Raw genomic sequence first — 17,945 nt, forward strand, 5'->3', positions numbered from 1 at the left:
TCCTTGGGTTATACTCAGTCGCTTGAATCTGCTGGAGTAGACTGATGGGTATTGTTACACGAAGTGCGGGCTTCCCCCAAAGTTTTTGGCGTTGGCCTTTGCTGATGATGGCCGCATTGCCGTTGACGGCTTGCAGTGCTTTTCCGGCCCATTCGCCGCAGGTGCAACTGGAAAGTATTCATCCCCAGTCGGTAGGTTTTGTGTCGCAGACTTTTACCCTGGATCTGAAAATCAGTAATCCTAATAGCAGCGCCTTGCGCGCCAAGGCCGGGGAGGCCCGTTTGTTGGTGCAAAACCGGCAGGTGGCTTATGGACTGCTGAATAAGCCCGTGCAGGTTCCGGCGTATGGAAGTAGCGTGGTTTCCATCCCGGTTACGGGTAATTTGTTACCCTTGTTGGGTGAACTGGGCAGTGTCGATAGTCAGAAGGGCCTGCCCTATGCCGTCAAGGGTTATCTGGTAACAGGACCTTTTGACAGCCGGATTCCTTTTACGGTGACCGGGTCGTTACATTTGCCTCTGGCTTCGAGTTCCAGCGCAGTCGCGCCTTGAGGGCCAGATGATCGGACAGGGGTTCGCCAATACTTTCAATTTCGGTGAATTCCAGGTCCGGGCTACAGAAAATGTGGTCAAAGGAAAAGCGCGGAGACCAGCTCGGAAAGGTAGGCGGGTTCCAGGGGGGCGCCTGTAGTCCGCTTTCGGCCAGGAGCAGGCGGATTTCCGGGGAGCGGGCGGTGCAGTTGAGGTCGCCCATAAGAATGAGATGGCGGCGCTGGCGCAGGCGTTGCGCGAGATCGCGGATTTGACTGAAACGGGCGTGACGACTGAGACCCAGATGGGTGATGACGACAGTCAGAGGCTGGCCATTGATTTCAGTGCTGGTTTCCAGCATGCCCCGACCTTTCATGAAGCTCGGCAGAGTGTGCGGTTCACTGCGGGCAATAGGCCAGCGCGAGAGTACGCTGTTACTGTGCTGAGCCAGCTCGCCAAAATCACGGGTGCGTTGCTGCGCCCAGTAGGGAAAGTGAGCCCGTTCTGCCAAAAACCCGGCCTGATTCACATACTGGCTACGAAACGAGCCGGCATCTACTTCATTCAGACCGACAATGTCGGCTTCCGAAAGAATTTCGGCAATGCGCTCCAGATTGCGCAGGCTCTGGCCGTGCGGCATCACATATTTCCAGCCATGGAGCAGCATGTGCCGGGCACGATGAGAGCCAATACCGACCTGAATATTGAAGGACATGACCGAAAAGCCAGCGTCTTCAGTCATTTTCCAGCTCGATGATTTTTTCCTGCCAGCCTTGTCCGGCTTTCCGGGCATAGGCGCGCAAGACGATCACCCCACGGATGTCGGTTGCCAGGCGGATTTGGTAGGGCGGATCAAAGGGGCTCAGAGGCTTTTCGGGCAAAGTGCTGTAAGGTTCCTGAGGAGCCGCTGCATAGCAGGCAAAAAGCGTTTCGCCCCGGCTGGTAAGCAGATCCAGCGCCATGCCGCGCTGTTCGGCACTGACCGGGTAAACGGAGCAGGGACGTTCTTGCAAAGCGCCCACCAGCCCTTGCCCAGCGCCGGACTGCAGATCACCGAGCAGGGCGTTGGCCAGAGTGCGGGGTAAAATCAAGGGTTTCATGCGCAGACTCCGCCGCAAACCCCACAGGCTGGGTCGCGGCGCAGTTGTACCTGACGCCATTGCCAGTGGCGGGCGTCCAGCAGCAGGAGTTGTCCGCTCAGAGGGGAGATATGACCGCTGAGCAGACGAATGGCCTCAACGGCCTGCATGCTGCCGAGAATGCCCAGTAGGGGCCCCAGCACCCCGTTGCGGGAGCAGGTGTCTTCGCTGTTTTCTTCGCCTTGTTCTGGATACAGGCAGGCATAACAGGCCGTATCCGGGTCGCGGAAATCAAACACACTGAGCTGCCCCTCCCAGCGAATGGCGGCGGCGCTCACCAGCGGTACGCGAGCCCTGCGGCAGGCGCGGTTGATGGCGTGGCGGCTGTGAAAATTGTCGCTACAATCCAGAACCAGATCATGGGTTTCCAGGGCGCTGCTCAGCGATTCAATGCTGGCGTTTTCGATCCAGGCGCTCACCCGGATATGGGGATTCATGGCCAGCAGTCGTTCACGGGCTGCGCTGGCCTTGGGCCGTCCCAGGTCCGCTTCGGTATAAAGAATCTGACGTTGCAGATTACTGATTTCTACAATGTCCCCATCGCAGAGGGTCAGCTGTCCAATTCCTGCTGCAGCCAGATACTGTGATGCCGGACAACCCAGTCCGCCCATGCCGATGATCAGTACGCGACTTTGCTGCAGACGTTTTTGTCCTTCGAGGTCAATTTCCGGCAGAAGAATCTGTCGGGAGTAACGCATTAGGGCGGCATCATCCAGAGAGTCAGTCATTGTTGAAGTCATAGTCAATGTCATTCTCTTCTACAGGCATTCCCGGCACGGGCTGATAATAGCCCTGCCGGCGCTCCAGACGCATGTGATAACGTTCGCGGATGGCATCCAGCATCCAGAGAATCTCACTGGGATGCCCGGCATGCTCGCCATGCAGCAAATGGCGCATATACAGGCTATCCGGATCGACCTTGACCAGCAGCGGCATGGGTAAATCCAGAGGGATGATGTGATGAAGAACAACCCATTCAATGGGCGTCGGAGGCGTGCTGGGGGGAATCCGCGCATCTATCCGGAAATGCCCGCCACCACCAGGTTGTTCCAGCAGTTCCTTGAAATATTGATCAGGAAAACCGCGATGGACGATGAGGGTGCACCCATCAAAACGGTTTATAAATTGTTCTTGCAGGAGCAGATGCGGAATGGAATTTGGCATGCCTTTAGTGTAGCAATGGAAGGCGTTATCGGCCACTTTTTTGCAGGAAGGGCACTTCCATACCCAGCAACTGTGCGGCCTTGTTGAGTCGCACTTCAAAACAGGCAAACATGACTGACATTCCGGAAATCTGTTGGGCTTGATGTGCGGCTGCCAGTTGTATGCTGTCATATCCGCGCAGGGCAAAAGTGTCGGCATAATCACCGGCCTGTTCAACAATGTGTTGAGTCACTTCGATGATCAGGTAATGCGGCCAGTCTTCGGCCAGGCACTGCTTGGCTTGTTCAATAAGGGGTGTGTCCGTGGGTGATTCCCGTCCGCGTCGGGAAAGGGCCGCGCAGGCTTCAGCCCAGGCAATACGGCAGCCAGCGACTACTTCGGCCTGTTCGACCAGGATTTTGACAGCATTACTGTGTGCTTCCGTCAGGTAAAGCTTGATCAATGCAGAGGTGTCACAAAATAAAATCAACCGCGATCTTCCAGTATTATTTCTGACACGCTGCGTGTAGTGGATGAAAGACAAATGCTTGCACCCAACGGTTTGCCTCCTTGCCATTGGGCCATACCGCTGGCCAGGAGACGTGTGATGCCGCTCTTTGTCACAGACGGTATCCCGATAACACGGGCTACCGGTTTGTGATGAGAGGTAATATCGAGGGTTTGTCCATGCTGGGCTTCAGAGAGGTACTGCGCAAGATGGGCCCTGAACTCACGGATGGAGATCTCCATATATGTGTCCTCAATATTGGAATTGATAGGCTGAATTGTGTACACAAAAAACCGTTGGGTCAAGTCTTTAAGTACCCAACCTGAAAACGGCAGTGGGCCTGGGGGCTTTGCAGCGACTTTGGCCCGCGCCGTTGTTGTTCTTGGTGAAATCCTGCGCCCGTCAGGAGAGCTGTCTGAGCCCGCAGGGCGAGTTCTCTCCTGACAGCAGGATGAGCCTTAGAACAACAGGCAAGGGACGTTGGAGCAAAAAGCCCCCAGGCCCACTGCCGTTTTCAGGTTTAATCTGGATGTCACTGTTGTTTCGGCGCAGTCTGGCGTCCGTCAGGCGCAGAGGAGGCTCCGAGGGCGAGGCGGCCACCGTAGCCGGTCATTTCCAGATAGCCCTGACCCAGTGTTGTCCCCTGGCTGATGGCACGCACCGCCCCTTCCCAGTAAATGGTGCCGCTGCTGTGGCTGGCATCAAATTCCTGGTTGTCCATCAGGGGCACAATGGAAAATTTCTGTTCCCCGACGTGAATCTGCCAACGTACCGGATAACGGATACCCGTCCGGCTGGATTTCCACCAGCCCGTGGCCTGCATATGAATCTGCCCAGCGTGGAAATAGTGCACCCGACCATCTGCGCTGCGTTCCGTGGCCGACAGCCAAAGCGGACTACCATCAGCACGGCGCATCATGAACAGCATGAGCGCAGCACCGTTGTGCAGATTCAGTCCTAGCCAGTCCCAACCTACGGCAGCTTTCGGTAAGTATGCAGCAGACCATTCATGATCGAGCCAGGCTTCGCCATGAACGGCCTGACTATGTCCTTTGGTGGTTACGTCACCACTGACCTGCAGATGCGGAATACTGTAGTAATAACTGGCATTTTTGGGGTCAGGACCTTTTTGACTGATGCCGTGTGGCCCTTCGAGTAGTGCTGGCTGGGTTATTTTGAAATGAAGCCGATAGCCCATGTTTTTACCTTGAATGACTGCGCGATAGCCGGATGGGGTTTGTTGCAGAAACCAGTGACGAATCCAGACCTGGGTATGGTTTTGATCCGCGCCCGCCAAACCCAGTCCGGAACGGGCGATACGTTGTGCAGTCAGTAAGTGCCCGATGGCTGGATCGCTGATGGCGGCTTCGGCAAATATCAGCTGACGCGCATTGAATGCACTGGGGTTTGCCCAGACCTTGGCAGGACGTACGCGAAAAAAGGTCAACTGAAAACCCAAAGGATGTCCTGAACGGTCCTTGAGCCAGCCGGTGATATACCACCATTCGATAGGGAAATCAGGGTGACGGCCATAGGCATTGGGAAAATGCAGAGGATTTTGTGCAGACACCGCAACATGGGGCGGGCTTTGCAGGGGGAGTACAGGGGGCGGCAGGATCGCTGCAGCTACTGAAGCACTGCGTAAAGCGATCAGCAGGATTACGACCCAAGGCCCCCATAACCTGACCAGGCCCCGGCATGCTGTAGGGAACCATCGCTTAGTCATCACGTAACACCGCCGGGCTGTTGCGCAGGGCGCGATGCCCCGCAACGATCATGGTAGCGGTACTCGCTATCCATAAAATGACGCTGAGTATTCCCAATAATAACCAGGGTGGCTGAAAACCCATGTGCCAGTGAAAAGATTCCGGATTGACCACCGCAATTAAAATCACGCTGATGGCAATGCCCAGGCTGCCACCAATGAGAATACCGGCGAATGAAAGCATGCTGCCCTCGGCAAAAAGCAGGGCCAGCAGGTCGCGATGACGCAGTCCCAGATGCCGGAGCATGGCAAATTCGTTGCGGCGCATCAGAGTTTGCGCACCAAAGCCACTGCTTACTCCCAGCAGGCCAATAATCATGGCTACGGCTTCCAGCGCATAAGTTGCGGCAAAACTCCGATTGAAAATCTGCAGGCTACGGCGGCGAATTTCCCGGGGCGTGGCAATCAGCAGTTGCCGACTTTTTGCGATGCTTTGATGCAACTGCGCGAGCGCGGCTGAGACTTGCACATGCGGTTGTAACCAGAGTGCCACGCCATTGATGCCTTTATCATGGGACCAGTGTTGATATTCCTGCAGCGGGATGGAAATGGATCCTTGCTGATAGGCGTAGTCGCGATAAATGCCGGCAATGCTGACGGTCCGAAGTTGTCCATCCAAAGGAATCCGGATGTTCTGGCCCGGATGCCAGGCACTGATGCCGGCCAGAATATCCGAAATCCATACGGGCGGTGCGCTCAGCGTATGGAGAGGAACAGACCGGAGTATTTGCAGTTCCCGACCGGGGTCTTGCAGGTTCATACCGCGCGCCAGCAACATGATGGGGGGATGACCAGGTAATAAATTCAAGGGAATGCGGCGCAATGGTGAACAATAATGAACGTCAGGAAGTGTGCACAAGGAGTGTGCGGTTCCGGAAGGGAGTAATGCGTCCTGATTGCTTCCCGCCTGCACATACAAATCAGCCCGCAGGATGTCCCCAAGCCAGTTGGCCACTGAATCACGAAAGGAGCCGACCATAATGGCCATGGCTACCACCAGACTGAAGGCTACCACGACGGCGGCCAGGCTTTGCGCGGCGCGCCCCGGAGCGCCCCGTAATTGCAGTAGGGCGAGGCGCCAGAGACTGCTTTCAGGTAAGGGGATTAACTGGACGATAAGGCGCAGCAACGGCGCCAGCAAGAAGAGCAGGGCGAACAGCAGGCAAGCAATAGCGCCATAAGCCAGGTAGGGAATGCCATGAATGGCAGGGGCCAGAGCTCCTCCCAGCGCCATAATCAGCAGCAGAAAGCCGATGCGTGGATGTTGGCGATGGAGATGACTTTGTTCTTCTGCGCCGGCACGCAGCGCCTGGGCCGGAATGGCACGACTGGTTTCCCATGCGGGTAAAAAGGCGCCTATCAGTGCGGCACCCATTCCAGCTGCAAAAAATATACTCATGAGTAATGGATGCCAATGTAATTGCAGGGCAGCGCTACTGAAATATCCTGCGCCCAAATCTCCGCCAAGATGCACCAGAGCCAATCCGGCGGTCATAACGCCCAGGGGTAATCCCAGCAGTGCACCCGGCACGCCGAGCACCACGCCCTGCAGCATGACCGCCATAATGATCTCGCGCCGACGCAAACCCAATACCCGCAAAAGTGCCAGTTGCTGGCGCTGGCGCACGACTCCCATGGCCAGGGTGGCATAGACCAGAAACGCCCCGGTAAATAAAGCCACCAGAGAGAGTACCAACAGATTGACGCGATAGGCTCTTGAAGCATCTGCCGCTACCCGGCCCTGCTGGGCGGGGCTTTCGAGAACCGCTCCGGGTGGCAGCAGTGGCCGCCACTGCTTTTCAAAATCCTGATTGCTGGTTCCGGGTTGCAGGCGCAAATCGACTTGATTGATTTCATTTCCACGGCCCCATAACCATTGAACCGCAGCAATATCCATGACGCCCATTACCCCTATGCCTGGAACTTCTGGAAGTGTGCCGATCACCTTGAGGCGGCGCGGTATTCCGTCCGCATTGACGGTAATGGAATCTCCTACGTGAGCCCCTAATGCCTGCATGGCTGGGGGGCTGAGGGCAATATTCAGAGGGTCCAGCAGGGCCAGTGGGCTACGCACATTTAAGGGGATCAGGGGTTGTCCCATTCGGGCCGCCTGAAAGGCGTCGATTCCCAGAATCTGAAGAGGTTGTTTGTGTGCGGGTTGAATAAGGGTCGCTTGCAAATGGATTTCGGGCGCCGCTACCGCTACGTTGGGTGCCATGCTCAGGCGTGCATACCAGGCGTTATTAAAGCCTGGACCCGGAGCGCTGAGGGTCAGATCTGCCTGACCAGCCATATGGCGAAGACCCGCCGAAAAATCACTGACCGCCTGCACATTGATGAGCGCAATGGCCAATCCCAAAGCCACCCCCAAGGCAATACCGATCATGGCCAGAACGGTAGCACCTGGACGTTGTCGCAGGGGGCGCCAGACTGCAGCCCGCCAAGGAATGCGCATCATCACAGGGGGTGAAATCCCTGGGCATCAAAGTGCAGTTTGCTCTGCGCCTGGTTGGCTGCAGCCTCAGAATGGGTGACCAGCAGTACAGCCGGTCCTTCCGCTTCCAGCGCGGTGTATAGCAAATTCATGACCGATTCGGCAGATTCGGCATCCAGACTGCCCGTTGGTTCATCAGCAAGAATCAGGGAGGGGCGATGCACAATCGCCCGGGCAACGGCGACTCTTTGCATTTCACCGCCGGAAAGCTCCCTGGGCCAGGCCTGCAGCTTTCCGTCAATACCCAACTGCTCGGCAAGATGCTGAATGCGCTGGGGGAGGTCCTTGCGTGGCAGGCCATTGAGACGCCAGGGCAGGGCGATGTTTTCAGTAACATTCAATTGCGGAATCAAGTGAAAGGCCTGAAACACAAAACCCATATGACGACGGCGGAGCAGGGTGCGGCTGTCATCATCCATGGTGTTAAGTGTCTGATTCCGAAAATGCATTTGTCCGCCATCCGGTCGTTCCAGGCCAGCGATAATGTGCAGAAGGGTGCTTTTGCCGACGCCGCTTTCTCCCATGATGGCCACAAAATCTCCCGGACTCACCTCCAAATTAGCTTCTCGGAACAACCATTTGTCATTATCGCCGGGGAGTCGTTTGGCTAAATCCTTCAAGACCAGAAGTGCGGTCACTGGAATTTTCTCCATTGTCAGGGACGGATAATTTACCACAAGCTGTGGAATAGTTGTCAGACGCTCAAAATCCGGGAAAATTCGTTTGTCTGCAGACTTTGACCTCAGGCCAGACAACAGGGTATTATCCGCCTACCGGAGAGATGGCCGAGCGGCTGAAGGCGCTCCCCTGCTAAGGGAGTATGGGGCTAAACACTCCATCGAGGGTTCGAATCCCTCTCTCTCCGCCAATAAAATTGCGTAACTATATGATTTACAAATGATTAAATATTTTTAAAGCCGTTATATCTTACCTGTGATCTTACCCGGTGAAAAATTCTTCTTCATAGACTCACTTGGGTCGCGATAACGAGTCGCGGGACTATTGGCAAGATTGGGCATCAGGTTTTTACCATGCCGAGACCCTGTGGTGCCGATGCCGTCGGAAAATGCAGAGCGAGAATGGTTGTCCATTCAGACGATGCGAATGGAATTAAGATAATTGATCAAGGTTGGCTTGGTGCTTGTCTCTATCCAGTAGTCCGTCGCTAAAGTTGAAATTTCTCCATGAAGAATCTGGGAGCGGTGAATTCACAAGGATTTGGGACTGTTTCCCCTAGCTTTTACGAATGTGGGGCAGCTTGTTTTGGCAAATGGAAGCATATACGCTGTCATCCATGGTTCGGCTCGTCATCGACACGAATGTTTTTGTTGCCGCCATGCGGTCGGAAGGGGGCGCCTCTCGCGCTGTCTTGAAACACGCATTGACTGGGCGTTACACCCCTTTGTTCGGGAATGCGCTGTGGCTGGAATACGAGACTATGCTGGGTAGGCCAATATGGACTGGGGAGACCACAGGCGATGAGCGTAAAACCGTCATGGCCGCACTGGCGAAGCAGGGGAAGTGGATCTCTATCTACTACGGGTGGCGTCCGAATCTCCCCGATGAAGGGGACAATCACTTGGTCGAATTGGCCGTGGCGGGAAACGCTGAAGCCATCATCACGCACAACATCTCGGATTTGAAGGGCGGGGAGCTGGCCTGGCCGGAGTTGCGCATCCTTAAACCATCGGAATGCCTGGAGGTGTTCAAATGAGTACATTGACGATTCGACTCCCAGACGACAAGGCGGACAAAATCCGGGATATGGCCCGCATGAAGGGGATCAGCGTAAACAAGCTCTTTGACGAGTGGACGGCGCAAATGCTCACTGAAATGGATGTCGAGCGCAGGTTCCGCGTGATGGCTGCTCAGGGAGACCCGCAAGCAGCGTTACGCATTCTGGAAAAAATTGACCAAACGCATTAACGCCACGCTGTAACCTGTTACGCAGTAACGAGGCGGATCGGTACAAAAAAGCTATAGCAAGACACGGGTTACTTTATCTGGCGTTCCCTCTTAATTAGTGCCTGACAGCAAATACAATTGCCTTTCATAAACAGCATGTTATAATGTATTCAGCCTTATGAAGAGGACGATTCTGTGAATATTAACCTGCTGCTGGATGCGATGAAAGTAGGGAGATGCTACCCATGGTTGTTTTACCGAAAAAGGGCCGCAAGACTGCGGAAGAAAAAAGGCGGGAGTCGGACCCTGAATTTGTCCGTCTCCGCCACCAGCATTCGGCGGTAGAATCGGCGATTAATGCATTAGAATAGCATGGCCTGGATCAGTGTCCGGATCATGGTATTACCGGTTTCAAGCGCTATGTGGCAATGGCTGTGCTGGCCCGGAACATTCATCGCCAGTATTGGTAATCCTCCCATGCGGCCAGCGTCCAGCAGATGCGTTCAGGCATCTGTTAAACGATGGGGTTTTGAGTTTCCCGCCTGATCCTGAGCGATGGACTGGGCCAGATGTGCGGCATTAACTGGCGAGCGGAGTAGATGAACCGTCTCCATCAGGCTGTCAAAATGTTCCTGGGACAGCAGAACCGCATTGGCGGATCCGCGTCGGGTGATGATCGTGACATCGGCATCTGCCGCAGCACGGTCCATCACTTCCTTGGGCTGGCTGCGGGCCTCCGAATAACTGACTATGTGCATGGTCGCTTTCCGATTCGTACAATATACATTACAAGATTAGGGAGTTATTGGTTATTCGTCCAGCGTTTTTATGCCCGGCAAACAGGCGAAGCAAAACCCCAGTGCCGAATTATTCATTGAACGGAAGCAGCAATAAACTGTCTACTGGGGGGTAGGGGTTCACCGTTCAATCGTGCCAATGGGTCCAACCTGGAAAGTAGCGGATATATTATGAGCGAAGATTCGCATTATGCCGAAGCTCGGGCATTACTCAGGCTTCTTTTGATCAGTGGCGCTATAACATTAAGTAGCGCTGCCATCTTGGTAGTGGCATGGTGGTGCTGGAAGTAAAATCACAACTTGTTATGCATTTGGAGTGCGCTATTTGCACGCACGCGTCAATAACTCCGCTACCTGGCTGGATGTCATCATACTGAAATATTCACCTGTTACACTCAGGAGATGACTAGGCGAATGAAGTATATGAATAAGTCATGGCAAGACCTTCAGGAAGCTCTTGAGGGGCTCCGCACGCGGATTATCCAGAGTGAAGCAGCCCAACTCACTCTTCTGGAGCGGCAAGACCCCAGCCTTCCCTGGCATCTCGGCATCCGGAACATGCTGCACTACCTGGCCCTGCGTAGCGTCGATTTGCGCCCCCTGCAGGATGCCTTGTCAGACGCGGGGCTCTCCTCCCTCGGTCGCGCTGAAAGTCATGTGCTCGACAGGGACATTTTGTGGGCATTCCGCCAAGCGCCCTCCCTCTGCATCTGGAAGCCGACGATCAGCTTCTGCTGCAAAGCCAACCAGGAGCCGGGATGCCAGCACAGATGGGTCGCCCGGCACGCATCTCCTGCACCCTCCCGGAAGTCGTTGCGCAACTGCCCGTCGGCCAGGCCGTGTGGATGGACGATGGTAAAATTGCCGCCATAGTCATGGAACAAAGGCCTGAAGGTGCCTTGCTGCGCATCACCAAAACCAAACCAGGGGGTGCTCGCCTGCAAGCAGACCGTGGTCTCAATTTTCCCGGCCTGAGCCTGAATCTCCCGGCCCTCAGTGCCAAGGACCTGAAAGACCTGGATACCATCATTCCTCTGGCAGATATTATTGGTTTTTCTTTTGTTGAAAGTGCCGAGCACATGCGCACCATGCTGGAGGCCCTGCGCCAGCGGCAGGGTGAACACCTGGGCGTCATCGCGAAAATCGAGACTGCGGAGGCCTTTCACCGGTTGCCAGAGATACTGCTGGCCGCTCTCGGACGTCAACCGTTGGGCGTAATGATCGCGCGCGGTGATTTGGCGGTAGAAGTGGGTCCGGAACGATTGGCCGAAGTACAGGAAGAGATTCTCTGGCTGGCAGAAGCGGCGCATTTGCCCGTCATCTGGGCTACCCAGGTGCTGGAACAACTCACTAAAAAGGGCATCATCTCCCGGCCCGAATTCACCGATGCGGCCATGGGTGTGCGCGCCGAGTGCGTGATGCTCAACAAAGGTCCTTATGCGGTGGAGGCCGTGCATACGCTGAACGACATTCTCATCCGCATGCAGGCGCATCCACAGTATCGGCAAGTCAGTGACTGGAACTACCGAGCTAACGCTGCATACGGCGGCTGCGGATTTGCCATAGGGTCAGCAACAGTCCCATAGAAGCAGGCCAATGACAGACGAAATGTGCTTGAATTTCGATGGCAATTCATGGCTTGACCATACCTTGATTTTACTGCAGAATTGCTGATTACAATCCTTTGTAATGCAGATGTCCAGAAACTTGCTACTTGCATACCGTTTATATCGTGCTATTCTTTCACCCACCTTCAGTTTGAAAGAAGATCAAACCTGCCAGCGCCGTCCGGTGCCTAGAGTTTGGGATTATCCCATATGAAACACACTAAATGACCTCCACCCAAAGCGCTGTAACAATCTGAGACAGAGGAGCTATCTCCCATGAGCGATGCTATTACGTATGTGTCTGATGACAGTTTCGAAACCGATGTGCTGCAATGTTCCAAGCCGGTTCTAGTTGATTTTTGGGCTGAGTGGTGCGGCCCTTGCAAAATGATTGCACCCATTCTTGAAGAAGTTGCCGTTGAATATGCTGACAAATTACAAATCGCTAAATTCAATATCGACGAAAATCCCAACACCCCCCCTCAGTATGGTATTCGTGGTATTCCCACCTTGTTGCTGTTCAAAAATGGAAAACTGGAAGCAACAAAAGTCGGTGCCTTGAGTAAAGCCCAACTGACGGCATTTCTGGATAGCCAACTTTGAATACACCACGTCCCCGCCGTAAATCACCTCGTATACCCAAGTCTTTTCCCAACGAAGATATTCTTCTTGAAGAAGAAGAGACTCTGCTGTTGCCAAATCCTGGCGCTACAGCCATGAACTTGACAGATTTAAAAAGGAAAACTGCTGCTGAATTGGCCGTTATCTGTCAAGAAATGGGGTTGGACGGTACCGCTCGCCAGAAAAAGCAGGAAATTATTTTCAACATCCTGAAGGCGCATGCCCGTAATGGCGATGCTATTTATGGCGAAGGCGTGCTGGAAATTTTGCAGGATGGCTTTGGTTTTCTGCGTGCAGCTTCCGGCTCATACATGGCCGGACCCGATGATATTTATGTTTCTCCTTCGCAAATTCGTCGTTTTCACCTGCAGACGGGTGATACGGTGTCTGGGCAAATTCGTCCCCCCAAGGAAGGTGAGCGTTATTTTGCCCTCCTTAAAGTGGAGAGCATTAATTTTGAATCGCCTGAAGCGACCCGCAACAAGGTCAATTTTGATGATTTGACCCCCTTGTTTCCCGATGAACCCCTGCGTCTGGAATATGATGCTGTGGCTTACGGTGAAGTGGCACCCCGCATTATTGATCTGGTTTCGCCCATTGGTAAGGGGCAGCGTGGTTTGATTGTGGCGCCGCCCAAAACCGGTAAAACCGTATTACTCCAGCAAATTGCTCATGCTATTACTGCCAATCATCCTGAATGCTATTTGATTGTGCTGCTGATTGATGAGCGTCCGGAAGAAGTGACTGATATGCAACGCTCGGTGAAAGGCGAGGTGGTCTCCTCAACTTTTGATGAGCCAGCCACACGACATACCCAAGTGGCTGAAATTGTTCTTGAAAAAGCCAAGCGGCTGGTAGAGCACAAGCACGATGTGGTGATTCTGCTTGATTCCATTACACGCTTGGCCAGAGCCTTCAATACGGTTGTCCCATCTTCCGGCAAGGTGTTGACGGGTGGTGTGGATGCCAATGCCTTGCAGAAGCCCAAACGCTTTTTTGGCGCTGCCCGAAATATTGAAGAGGGTGGCAGTCTGACCATCATCGCTACGGCGCTGGTGGAAACCGGCTCCAAAATGGACGAAGTGATTTTTGAGGAGTTCAAGGGCACCGGTAATATGGAAGTCCATCTCGATCGCCGTCTGGCCGAGAAGCGTACCTATCCGGCCATAAATCTCAACAAATCCGGAACCCGTCGGGAAGAATTGCTGGTACCTGCCGATTTGCTCAGCAAAATGTGGGTATTACGCAAGTTGCTGGCACCTATGGATTCTTTGGAGTCCATGGAGTTTCTGCTCGACAAGGTGCGTGCCACCAAAAACAATGCGGAATTTTTTGATTCCATGAATCGCTGAGGATTGGCTGGACGTCTGCCCCCTCTATCCCTATAATTCGCCACTTTGTATTCAGGCCCGAGAGTAGCTCAACTATGAAATCCGAAATTCATCCCAAGTACGAAGAAATCACTGTGACCTGCAGTTGTGGAAATGTGTTTAAAACCCGTTCTACTGCCAATCGTGATCTTCACATTGATCTTTGTTCCGAATGTCATCCTTTTTATACCGGCAAGCAGCGCAATGTTTCTGCTGCGGGTCAGGTTGAGAAGTTCCGCAAGCGTTACGGCGGCGGTCAGTAAGTTTCCATGGAACAGTCTGAAGCCCAGGCAGAATTGCGACGGCGGGCGTTGGATTACCACGCCCAAAGTCCTGCCGGTAAACTTTCAGTCATACCCAGCAAGTCCTGCAAAAGCCAGGATGATTTGTCTCTTGCCTATACCCCTGGCGTTGCGGCACCCGTACGGGAAATCGCTGCTGACCCTGAAAAAGCCTATGACTATACGGGCAAGGGTAATCTGGTTGCCGTAGTCAGCAATGGTACGGCGGTTCTTGGACTGGGTAATGTCGGGACATTGGCCGGTAAGCCGGTCATGGAAGGCAAGGCTCTGCTTTTCAAGCATTTTGCGGACATCAATGCATTTGATATTGAAGTGCAGGTCCGCGATGCTGAACACCTGATTGACGTGGTGGCGGCGATTGCGCCGGGTTTCGGTGGCATCAATCTGGAAGATATTGCTGCTCCCATGTGCTTTCAGGTGGAAGAAGCCCTGCAAAAAATGCTCGATATTCCGGTTTTTCACGATGATCAGCATGGCACTGCCGTTATTGTGGCCGCCGCTTTGCAAAATGCACTGGAATTGCAGGGTAAGGTCTTTAAGGGCGTTAAAGTGGCCATTGTCGGAGCCGGTGCGGCCGGCTTGGCTATTGCAAAAATGCTGCGCGCTCTTGGTGTAGAGGCGGTGTATTTAAGTGATGTGCATGGCGTGCTGCATGAAGGCCGCAGCGATCTGACCCATTGGCACCAACCCTTTGCTACGGCACCTGCGCACTGGACTCTGATGGATATGCTGGCGGATGCCGATGTGGTCATTGGCGTTTCAGTACGTGGTGCCATTCCCGAAGCGGCTTTGTCCGGACTGGCTGCAAAGCCGGTGATATTTGCCCTGGCGAACCCTGACCCGGAAATTGACCCCGTTGCCGTAAAACGCTTGCGTCCAGATGCGATCATGGCGACCGGGCGTTCGGATATGCCCAACCAGGTGAATAATGTCCTGGGTTTTCCTTTCTTATTTCGGGGTGCGCTGGATTGTCGCGCACGGCAGATTAATCAGGAGATGCTGCTGGCCGCTGTCGATGCGCTGGCGCGTTTGGCCCGTGAGCCCGTTCCTGAAGAAGTTCAACAAGCCTATGGTTTTTCAGGGACTGACGGACTGAGCTTTGGGCCTGAATATTTCATTCCTAAGCCTCTTGACCCGCGCCTAAGACAATGGGTGGCGGGTGCAGTGTGTGCAGCCGCGCGGAAAAGCGGCGTCTCCCGGCTTTAGGTAATGGTGCGCCTCGCGGATCTGACGGTTCGCGATTTGCGGCTTGCCTTAGGGCAACTTCTCGCAGCGATTGTTTTTTTTGCATTAGTCTGGAAAATCCTCGCACCTTTTCTGCCCGCCATTGTCTGGGCCGCTATTCTTGTTTACGCGACTTGGCCTTTGTCCGCGCCTCTGCGCCGTCACTGGCCGCCCCTGCTGGCAGCTTGCGGGGCGACATTCATGCTGGCGCTGATTTTCATTCTCCCCGTACTGTTTCTGAGTATGACTCTGGGCACAGAATTGCATCATGTACTGACGGAACTCAGTCAGCAGGATGCTCATACTCTGGTAAGCACTCAATGGAGTGATAACGGCTGGATACAGGATCTGCTTCAGCAAATACCGCCTTCCTGGAAAGCGCAGTTCCAGCCCGGTGCTTTGTCTCCAGATTTGTCCGCCTGGGCGGGACGCATCGGGATGCTGGCAGGTGGAATTGGCCGCATCGCTGCCCTGCTGGTGCTGGTCCTCATTACGGCGTTTTTCTTTTATCGCTACGGACTGGAACTGCTTGATCAACTGCGGCGTATGGTCCATCAGGTGCTGGGGCAGCGGGGTGATAACTATCTACAAACTGTGGCTATTACCATTCGTGCAGTGATTTACGGAATTCTGGCGACTGCCCTGGCCCAGGGTGTCCTTGCGGGATTAGGCTACTGGGCAACAGGATTACCCGCCCCGGTGCTGCTGGCCGTAGTAACGCTGTTATTTTCTTTTTTACCATTTGGTACGCCCCTGGTGTGGGGTGCTGCCAGTATCTGGCTGCTGGTTCACGGACAAATTGCTGCGGGTGTGGGGCTGGCACTCTGGGGGGCTCTGGTGGTGAGCTGGATTGATAATCTGATCCGGCCACTGGTGATTTCCAGCGCGGTGCATATTCCATTTTTGCTGGTGCTATTTGGTGTACTTGGCGGAATTCTGACATTCGGTCTGCTTGGATTATTTCTGGGGCCGGTTATTCTTGCCATCCTGCTCGCCATCTGGCGGGAATGGTTGCAACCCGTACAGTCTGCTGAAATCTGAATTTCTGAGCCGGGACAGCTTGGCCTGTCGGGCGCTTGGTTCTATACTCGTCAGACCAACCAGACGGTCGGCCATAATGCTTTCCGGCTGCCGCTCCGCTTTCAGGCCGCGTTAAAAACGTCGGCCTCCTGAATACAGCACGAGGTTTACATGCGCTCAGATATGATCAAAAAAGGTTTTGAACGGACCCCTCATCGTTCCCTCTTGAAGGCTTGCGGGGTCACGGACAGTGACATGGATAAGCCCTTCATCGGTGTGGCGAACTCCTATATTGATATCATTCCCGGTCATGTGCATCTGCAGGAGTTCGGGCGCATCGTCAAGGAAAATATTCGGGCGGCAGGCGGTGTTCCTTTTGAATTCAATACGATCGGTGTGGATGATGGCATCATTATGGGTCATGATGGCATGCGTTATTCCTTGCCGAGCCGGGAGTTGATTGCGGACTCCATTGAAACTGTGGTGCAGGCGCATCATCTGGATGCCCTGATTTGTATTCCCAACTGCGACAAAATTGTACCGGGCATGATCATGGGCGCGCTGCGCTGCGATGTGCCGACAGTGTTCGTGTCCGGTGGCCCGATGGAAGCCGGAAAACTTTCTGATGGAACTTCCATTGATTTGGTGACGGCATTTGAAGCGGTTGGCCAGTTCAAACGGGGACAGATCACGGAAATCCGCCTCAAGGAAATTGAAGATAAGGCTTGTCCGACCTGTGGTTCCTGCTCCGGCATGTTTACTGCCAACAGCATGAACTGTCTCATGGAAGTGTTGGGTATTGCGTTACCAGGTAATGGTACGATACTGGCGACGGCGGCGGGGCGCCGAGATCTGGTGCGCCAGGCGGCTGACCGGGTGGTGGCTTTAGCCATGGCGGGCGGACCAACCATGCGTCAGCTGGTGGATTTTGATGCGATCGATAATGCATTTATTCTGGATATGGCCATGGGCGGTTCTACCAATACTGTTTTGCATACTCTTGCCATTGCCCGCGAGGCAGGTATTCAGTATCCGCTGTCCCGCCTCAATGATCTGGCGCAGAAAGTAGCCTATTTGGCAAAGGTCTCCCCGGCACTATCCACCGTGCATATTGAGGACATTGGTCGGGCAGGGGGTATTCCCGCCATCCTCCATGAAGTACACAAGCGTAATCCCGATGTACTGCATCTGGACAAGCCGACGGTCAGTGGCCAGAGTCTCCGTGAAATTGTTTCGGAAGCGAGCGTCAAGGACAGTACAATCATTCGCCTGGCTGATAATCCTATTTCTCCAACGGGGGGGCTGCGGGTGGTTTTCGGTAATCTCGCTCCTGAGGGTGGTATTGTCAAAATTGGTGCGGTTATTCCGGAAATGCGCCGGTTTTCAGGCCCAGCCAAAATTTTTGAAAGTATGGATAGTGCTGCCGAAGGGATTTTGGCGGGCGAGGTGCAGGCGGGCGATGTGGTGGTTATCCGCTATGAAGGACCTAAAGGTGGTCCCGGTATGCCGGAAATGCTGAC

Annotated in this window: 20 protein-coding genes, 1 tRNA gene and 1 pseudogene; 12 read left to right on the forward strand and 10 right to left on the reverse strand. The window is 54.1% G+C overall.

What is annotated here, in order from left to right:
• Positions 1–44 precede the first annotated feature (44 nt).
• Positions 45–551, forward strand: a complete 507-nt coding sequence (locus HAP95_RS01400) for an LEA/WHy family protein (RefSeq protein WP_215882646.1) — start codon at positions 45–47, stop codon at positions 549–551.
• Here the strand turns inward: HAP95_RS01400 and HAP95_RS01405 are convergent.
• The 9 genes from HAP95_RS01405 to HAP95_RS01445 all read right to left on the reverse strand — a co-directional run bounded on the left by HAP95_RS01405 (position 490) and on the right by HAP95_RS01445 (position 8,217).
• Positions 490–1,272 carry an endonuclease/exonuclease/phosphatase family protein gene (locus HAP95_RS01405; protein WP_215882647.1) on the reverse strand — a complete coding sequence of 261 codons (783 nt, stop codon included), beginning with the start codon at positions 1,270–1,272 and terminating at the stop codon, positions 490–492. The two genes, HAP95_RS01400 and HAP95_RS01405, sit on opposite strands and share 62 nt — an antisense overlap.
• The gene (locus HAP95_RS01410; RefSeq protein ID WP_215882648.1) at positions 1,265–1,630 is read right to left on the reverse strand and encodes a hypothetical protein; all 366 of its coding nucleotides are present in this window, start codon (positions 1,628–1,630) and stop codon (positions 1,265–1,267) included. Before HAP95_RS01410 ends, HAP95_RS01405 begins: the two co-directional genes overlap by 8 nt.
• Positions 1,627–2,409 carry a HesA/MoeB/ThiF family protein gene (locus HAP95_RS01415; RefSeq protein WP_226832396.1) on the reverse strand — a complete coding sequence of 261 codons (783 nt, stop codon included), beginning with the start codon at positions 2,407–2,409 and terminating at the stop codon, positions 1,627–1,629. The genes HAP95_RS01410 and HAP95_RS01415 overlap by 4 nt, the downstream gene beginning before the upstream one ends.
• The gene (locus tag HAP95_RS01420; RefSeq protein ID WP_215882649.1) at positions 2,390–2,833 is read right to left on the reverse strand and encodes a hypothetical protein; all 444 of its coding nucleotides are present in this window, start codon (positions 2,831–2,833) and stop codon (positions 2,390–2,392) included. The genes HAP95_RS01415 and HAP95_RS01420 overlap by 20 nt, the downstream gene beginning before the upstream one ends.
• Before the next feature lie 25 nt (positions 2,834–2,858).
• Positions 2,859–3,302, reverse strand: a complete 444-nt coding sequence (locus HAP95_RS01425; RefSeq protein WP_215882650.1) for a type II toxin-antitoxin system VapC family toxin — start codon at positions 3,300–3,302, stop codon at positions 2,859–2,861.
• On the reverse strand, positions 3,299–3,562 hold the full coding sequence (locus tag HAP95_RS01430; RefSeq protein WP_215882651.1) for a type II toxin-antitoxin system Phd/YefM family antitoxin: 264 nt from the start codon (positions 3,560–3,562) through the stop codon (positions 3,299–3,301). Before HAP95_RS01430 ends, HAP95_RS01425 begins: the two co-directional genes overlap by 4 nt.
• 290 nt (positions 3,563–3,852) lie before the next feature.
• Positions 3,853–5,046: a lipocalin-like domain-containing protein gene (locus HAP95_RS01435; RefSeq protein ID WP_215882652.1), complete on the reverse strand. Its 1,194-nt coding sequence runs from the start codon at positions 5,044–5,046 to the stop codon at positions 3,853–3,855.
• Positions 5,039–7,543: an FtsX-like permease family protein gene (locus HAP95_RS01440; protein ID WP_215882653.1), complete on the reverse strand. Its 2,505-nt coding sequence runs from the start codon at positions 7,541–7,543 to the stop codon at positions 5,039–5,041. Before HAP95_RS01440 ends, HAP95_RS01435 begins: the two co-directional genes overlap by 8 nt.
• Positions 7,543–8,217, reverse strand: coding sequence for an ABC transporter ATP-binding protein (locus HAP95_RS01445; RefSeq protein WP_215882654.1), 675 nt, complete (start codon positions 8,215–8,217; stop codon positions 7,543–7,545). The genes HAP95_RS01440 and HAP95_RS01445 overlap by 1 nt, the downstream gene beginning before the upstream one ends.
• Positions 8,218–8,354: 137 nt before the next feature.
• On the opposite strand from HAP95_RS01445, the gene HAP95_RS01450 reads away from it, so the two are divergent.
• The 4 genes and pseudogenes from HAP95_RS01450 to HAP95_RS01465 form a co-directional block, all read left to right on the forward strand.
• Positions 8,355–8,447: transfer RNA gene (locus HAP95_RS01450), tRNA-Ser, on the forward strand.
• A gap of 390 nt (positions 8,448–8,837) precedes the next feature.
• Positions 8,838–9,293, forward strand: coding sequence for a putative toxin-antitoxin system toxin component, PIN family (locus tag HAP95_RS01455; RefSeq protein WP_215882655.1), 456 nt, complete (start codon positions 8,838–8,840; stop codon positions 9,291–9,293).
• On the forward strand, positions 9,290–9,505 hold the full coding sequence (locus HAP95_RS01460; RefSeq protein ID WP_065413069.1) for a CopG family transcriptional regulator: 216 nt from the start codon (positions 9,290–9,292) through the stop codon (positions 9,503–9,505). Before HAP95_RS01455 ends, HAP95_RS01460 begins: the two co-directional genes overlap by 4 nt.
• 218 nt (positions 9,506–9,723) lie before the next feature.
• Positions 9,724–9,954 (forward strand): annotated as a pseudogene (locus HAP95_RS01465) (ISNCY family transposase); the annotation flags it as partial.
• 33 nt (positions 9,955–9,987) lie between these two features.
• Here HAP95_RS01465 and HAP95_RS01470 read toward each other — a convergent pair.
• Complete coding sequence (locus HAP95_RS01470) at positions 9,988–10,242, reverse strand: type II toxin-antitoxin system Phd/YefM family antitoxin (protein WP_215882656.1); 255 nt, start codon at positions 10,240–10,242, stop codon at positions 9,988–9,990.
• 716 nt (positions 10,243–10,958) lie between these two features.
• Between HAP95_RS01470 and HAP95_RS01475 the strand changes: the two genes are divergently transcribed.
• The 7 genes from HAP95_RS01475 to ilvD all read left to right on the forward strand — a co-directional run.
• The gene (locus HAP95_RS01475) at positions 10,959–11,867 is read left to right on the forward strand and encodes a pyruvate kinase (RefSeq protein ID WP_368356533.1); all 909 of its coding nucleotides are present in this window, start codon (positions 10,959–10,961) and stop codon (positions 11,865–11,867) included.
• 297 nt (positions 11,868–12,164) lie between these two features.
• Positions 12,165–12,491, forward strand: coding sequence for a thioredoxin TrxA (gene trxA / locus HAP95_RS01480; RefSeq protein ID WP_010639224.1), 327 nt, complete (start codon positions 12,165–12,167; stop codon positions 12,489–12,491).
• The gene (gene rho / locus HAP95_RS01485) at positions 12,488–13,861 is read left to right on the forward strand and encodes a transcription termination factor Rho (protein WP_438263645.1); all 1,374 of its coding nucleotides are present in this window, start codon (positions 12,488–12,490) and stop codon (positions 13,859–13,861) included. The genes trxA and rho overlap by 4 nt, the downstream gene beginning before the upstream one ends.
• A 74-nt stretch (positions 13,862–13,935) precedes the next feature.
• Positions 13,936–14,142 carry a 50S ribosomal protein L31 gene (rpmE, locus tag HAP95_RS01490; protein ID WP_010639220.1) on the forward strand — a complete coding sequence of 69 codons (207 nt, stop codon included), beginning with the start codon at positions 13,936–13,938 and terminating at the stop codon, positions 14,140–14,142.
• 6 nt (positions 14,143–14,148) lie between these two features.
• Complete coding sequence (locus tag HAP95_RS01495; RefSeq protein ID WP_215882657.1) at positions 14,149–15,387, forward strand: malic enzyme-like NAD(P)-binding protein; 1,239 nt, start codon at positions 14,149–14,151, stop codon at positions 15,385–15,387.
• Between the two features lie 3 nt (positions 15,388–15,390).
• Positions 15,391–16,446, forward strand: coding sequence for an AI-2E family transporter (locus HAP95_RS01500; RefSeq protein WP_226832400.1), 1,056 nt, complete (start codon positions 15,391–15,393; stop codon positions 16,444–16,446).
• Between the two features lie 150 nt (positions 16,447–16,596).
• Positions 16,597–17,945 (forward strand): dihydroxy-acid dehydratase (gene ilvD / locus HAP95_RS01505; protein WP_215882658.1); only part of this gene is annotated, 1,349 nt, incomplete at its 3' end.

The sequence above is a fragment of the Acidithiobacillus sulfurivorans genome, assembly GCF_018853815.1.
Lineage (GTDB): Bacteria > Pseudomonadota > Gammaproteobacteria > Acidithiobacillales > Acidithiobacillaceae > Acidithiobacillus > Acidithiobacillus sulfurivorans.

Bases quoted from the DNA above. Each gene is read 5' to 3' on its own strand.
- HAP95_RS01400 (WP_215882646.1), top strand. From the start codon at position 45: ATGGGTATTGTTACACGAAGTGCGGGCTTCCCCCAAAGTTTTTGGCGT.
- HAP95_RS01405 (WP_215882647.1), bottom strand. From the start codon at position 1,272: ATGACTGAAGACGCTGGCTTTTCGGTCATGTCCTTCAATATTCAGGTC.
- HAP95_RS01410 (WP_215882648.1), bottom strand. From the start codon at position 1,630: ATGAAACCCTTGATTTTACCCCGCACTCTGGCCAACGCCCTGCTCGGT.
- HAP95_RS01415 (WP_226832396.1), bottom strand. From the start codon at position 2,409: ATGACTTCAACAATGACTGACTCTCTGGATGATGCCGCCCTAATGCGT.
- HAP95_RS01420 (WP_215882649.1), bottom strand. From the start codon at position 2,833: ATGCCAAATTCCATTCCGCATCTGCTCCTGCAAGAACAATTTATAAAC.
- HAP95_RS01430 (WP_215882651.1), bottom strand. From the start codon at position 3,562: ATGGAGATCTCCATCCGTGAGTTCAGGGCCCATCTTGCGCAGTACCTC.
- HAP95_RS01435 (WP_215882652.1), bottom strand. From the start codon at position 5,046: ATGACTAAGCGATGGTTCCCTACAGCATGCCGGGGCCTGGTCAGGTTA.
- HAP95_RS01440 (WP_215882653.1), bottom strand. From the start codon at position 7,543: ATGATGCGCATTCCTTGGCGGGCTGCAGTCTGGCGCCCCCTGCGACAA.
- HAP95_RS01460 (WP_065413069.1), top strand. From the start codon at position 9,290: ATGAGTACATTGACGATTCGACTCCCAGACGACAAGGCGGACAAAATC.
- HAP95_RS01470 (WP_215882656.1), bottom strand. From the start codon at position 10,242: ATGCACATAGTCAGTTATTCGGAGGCCCGCAGCCAGCCCAAGGAAGTG.
- trxA (WP_010639224.1), top strand. From the start codon at position 12,165: ATGAGCGATGCTATTACGTATGTGTCTGATGACAGTTTCGAAACCGAT.
- rpmE (WP_010639220.1), top strand. From the start codon at position 13,936: ATGAAATCCGAAATTCATCCCAAGTACGAAGAAATCACTGTGACCTGC.
- HAP95_RS01495 (WP_215882657.1), top strand. From the start codon at position 14,149: ATGGAACAGTCTGAAGCCCAGGCAGAATTGCGACGGCGGGCGTTGGAT.
- HAP95_RS01500 (WP_226832400.1), top strand. From the start codon at position 15,391: ATGGTGCGCCTCGCGGATCTGACGGTTCGCGATTTGCGGCTTGCCTTA.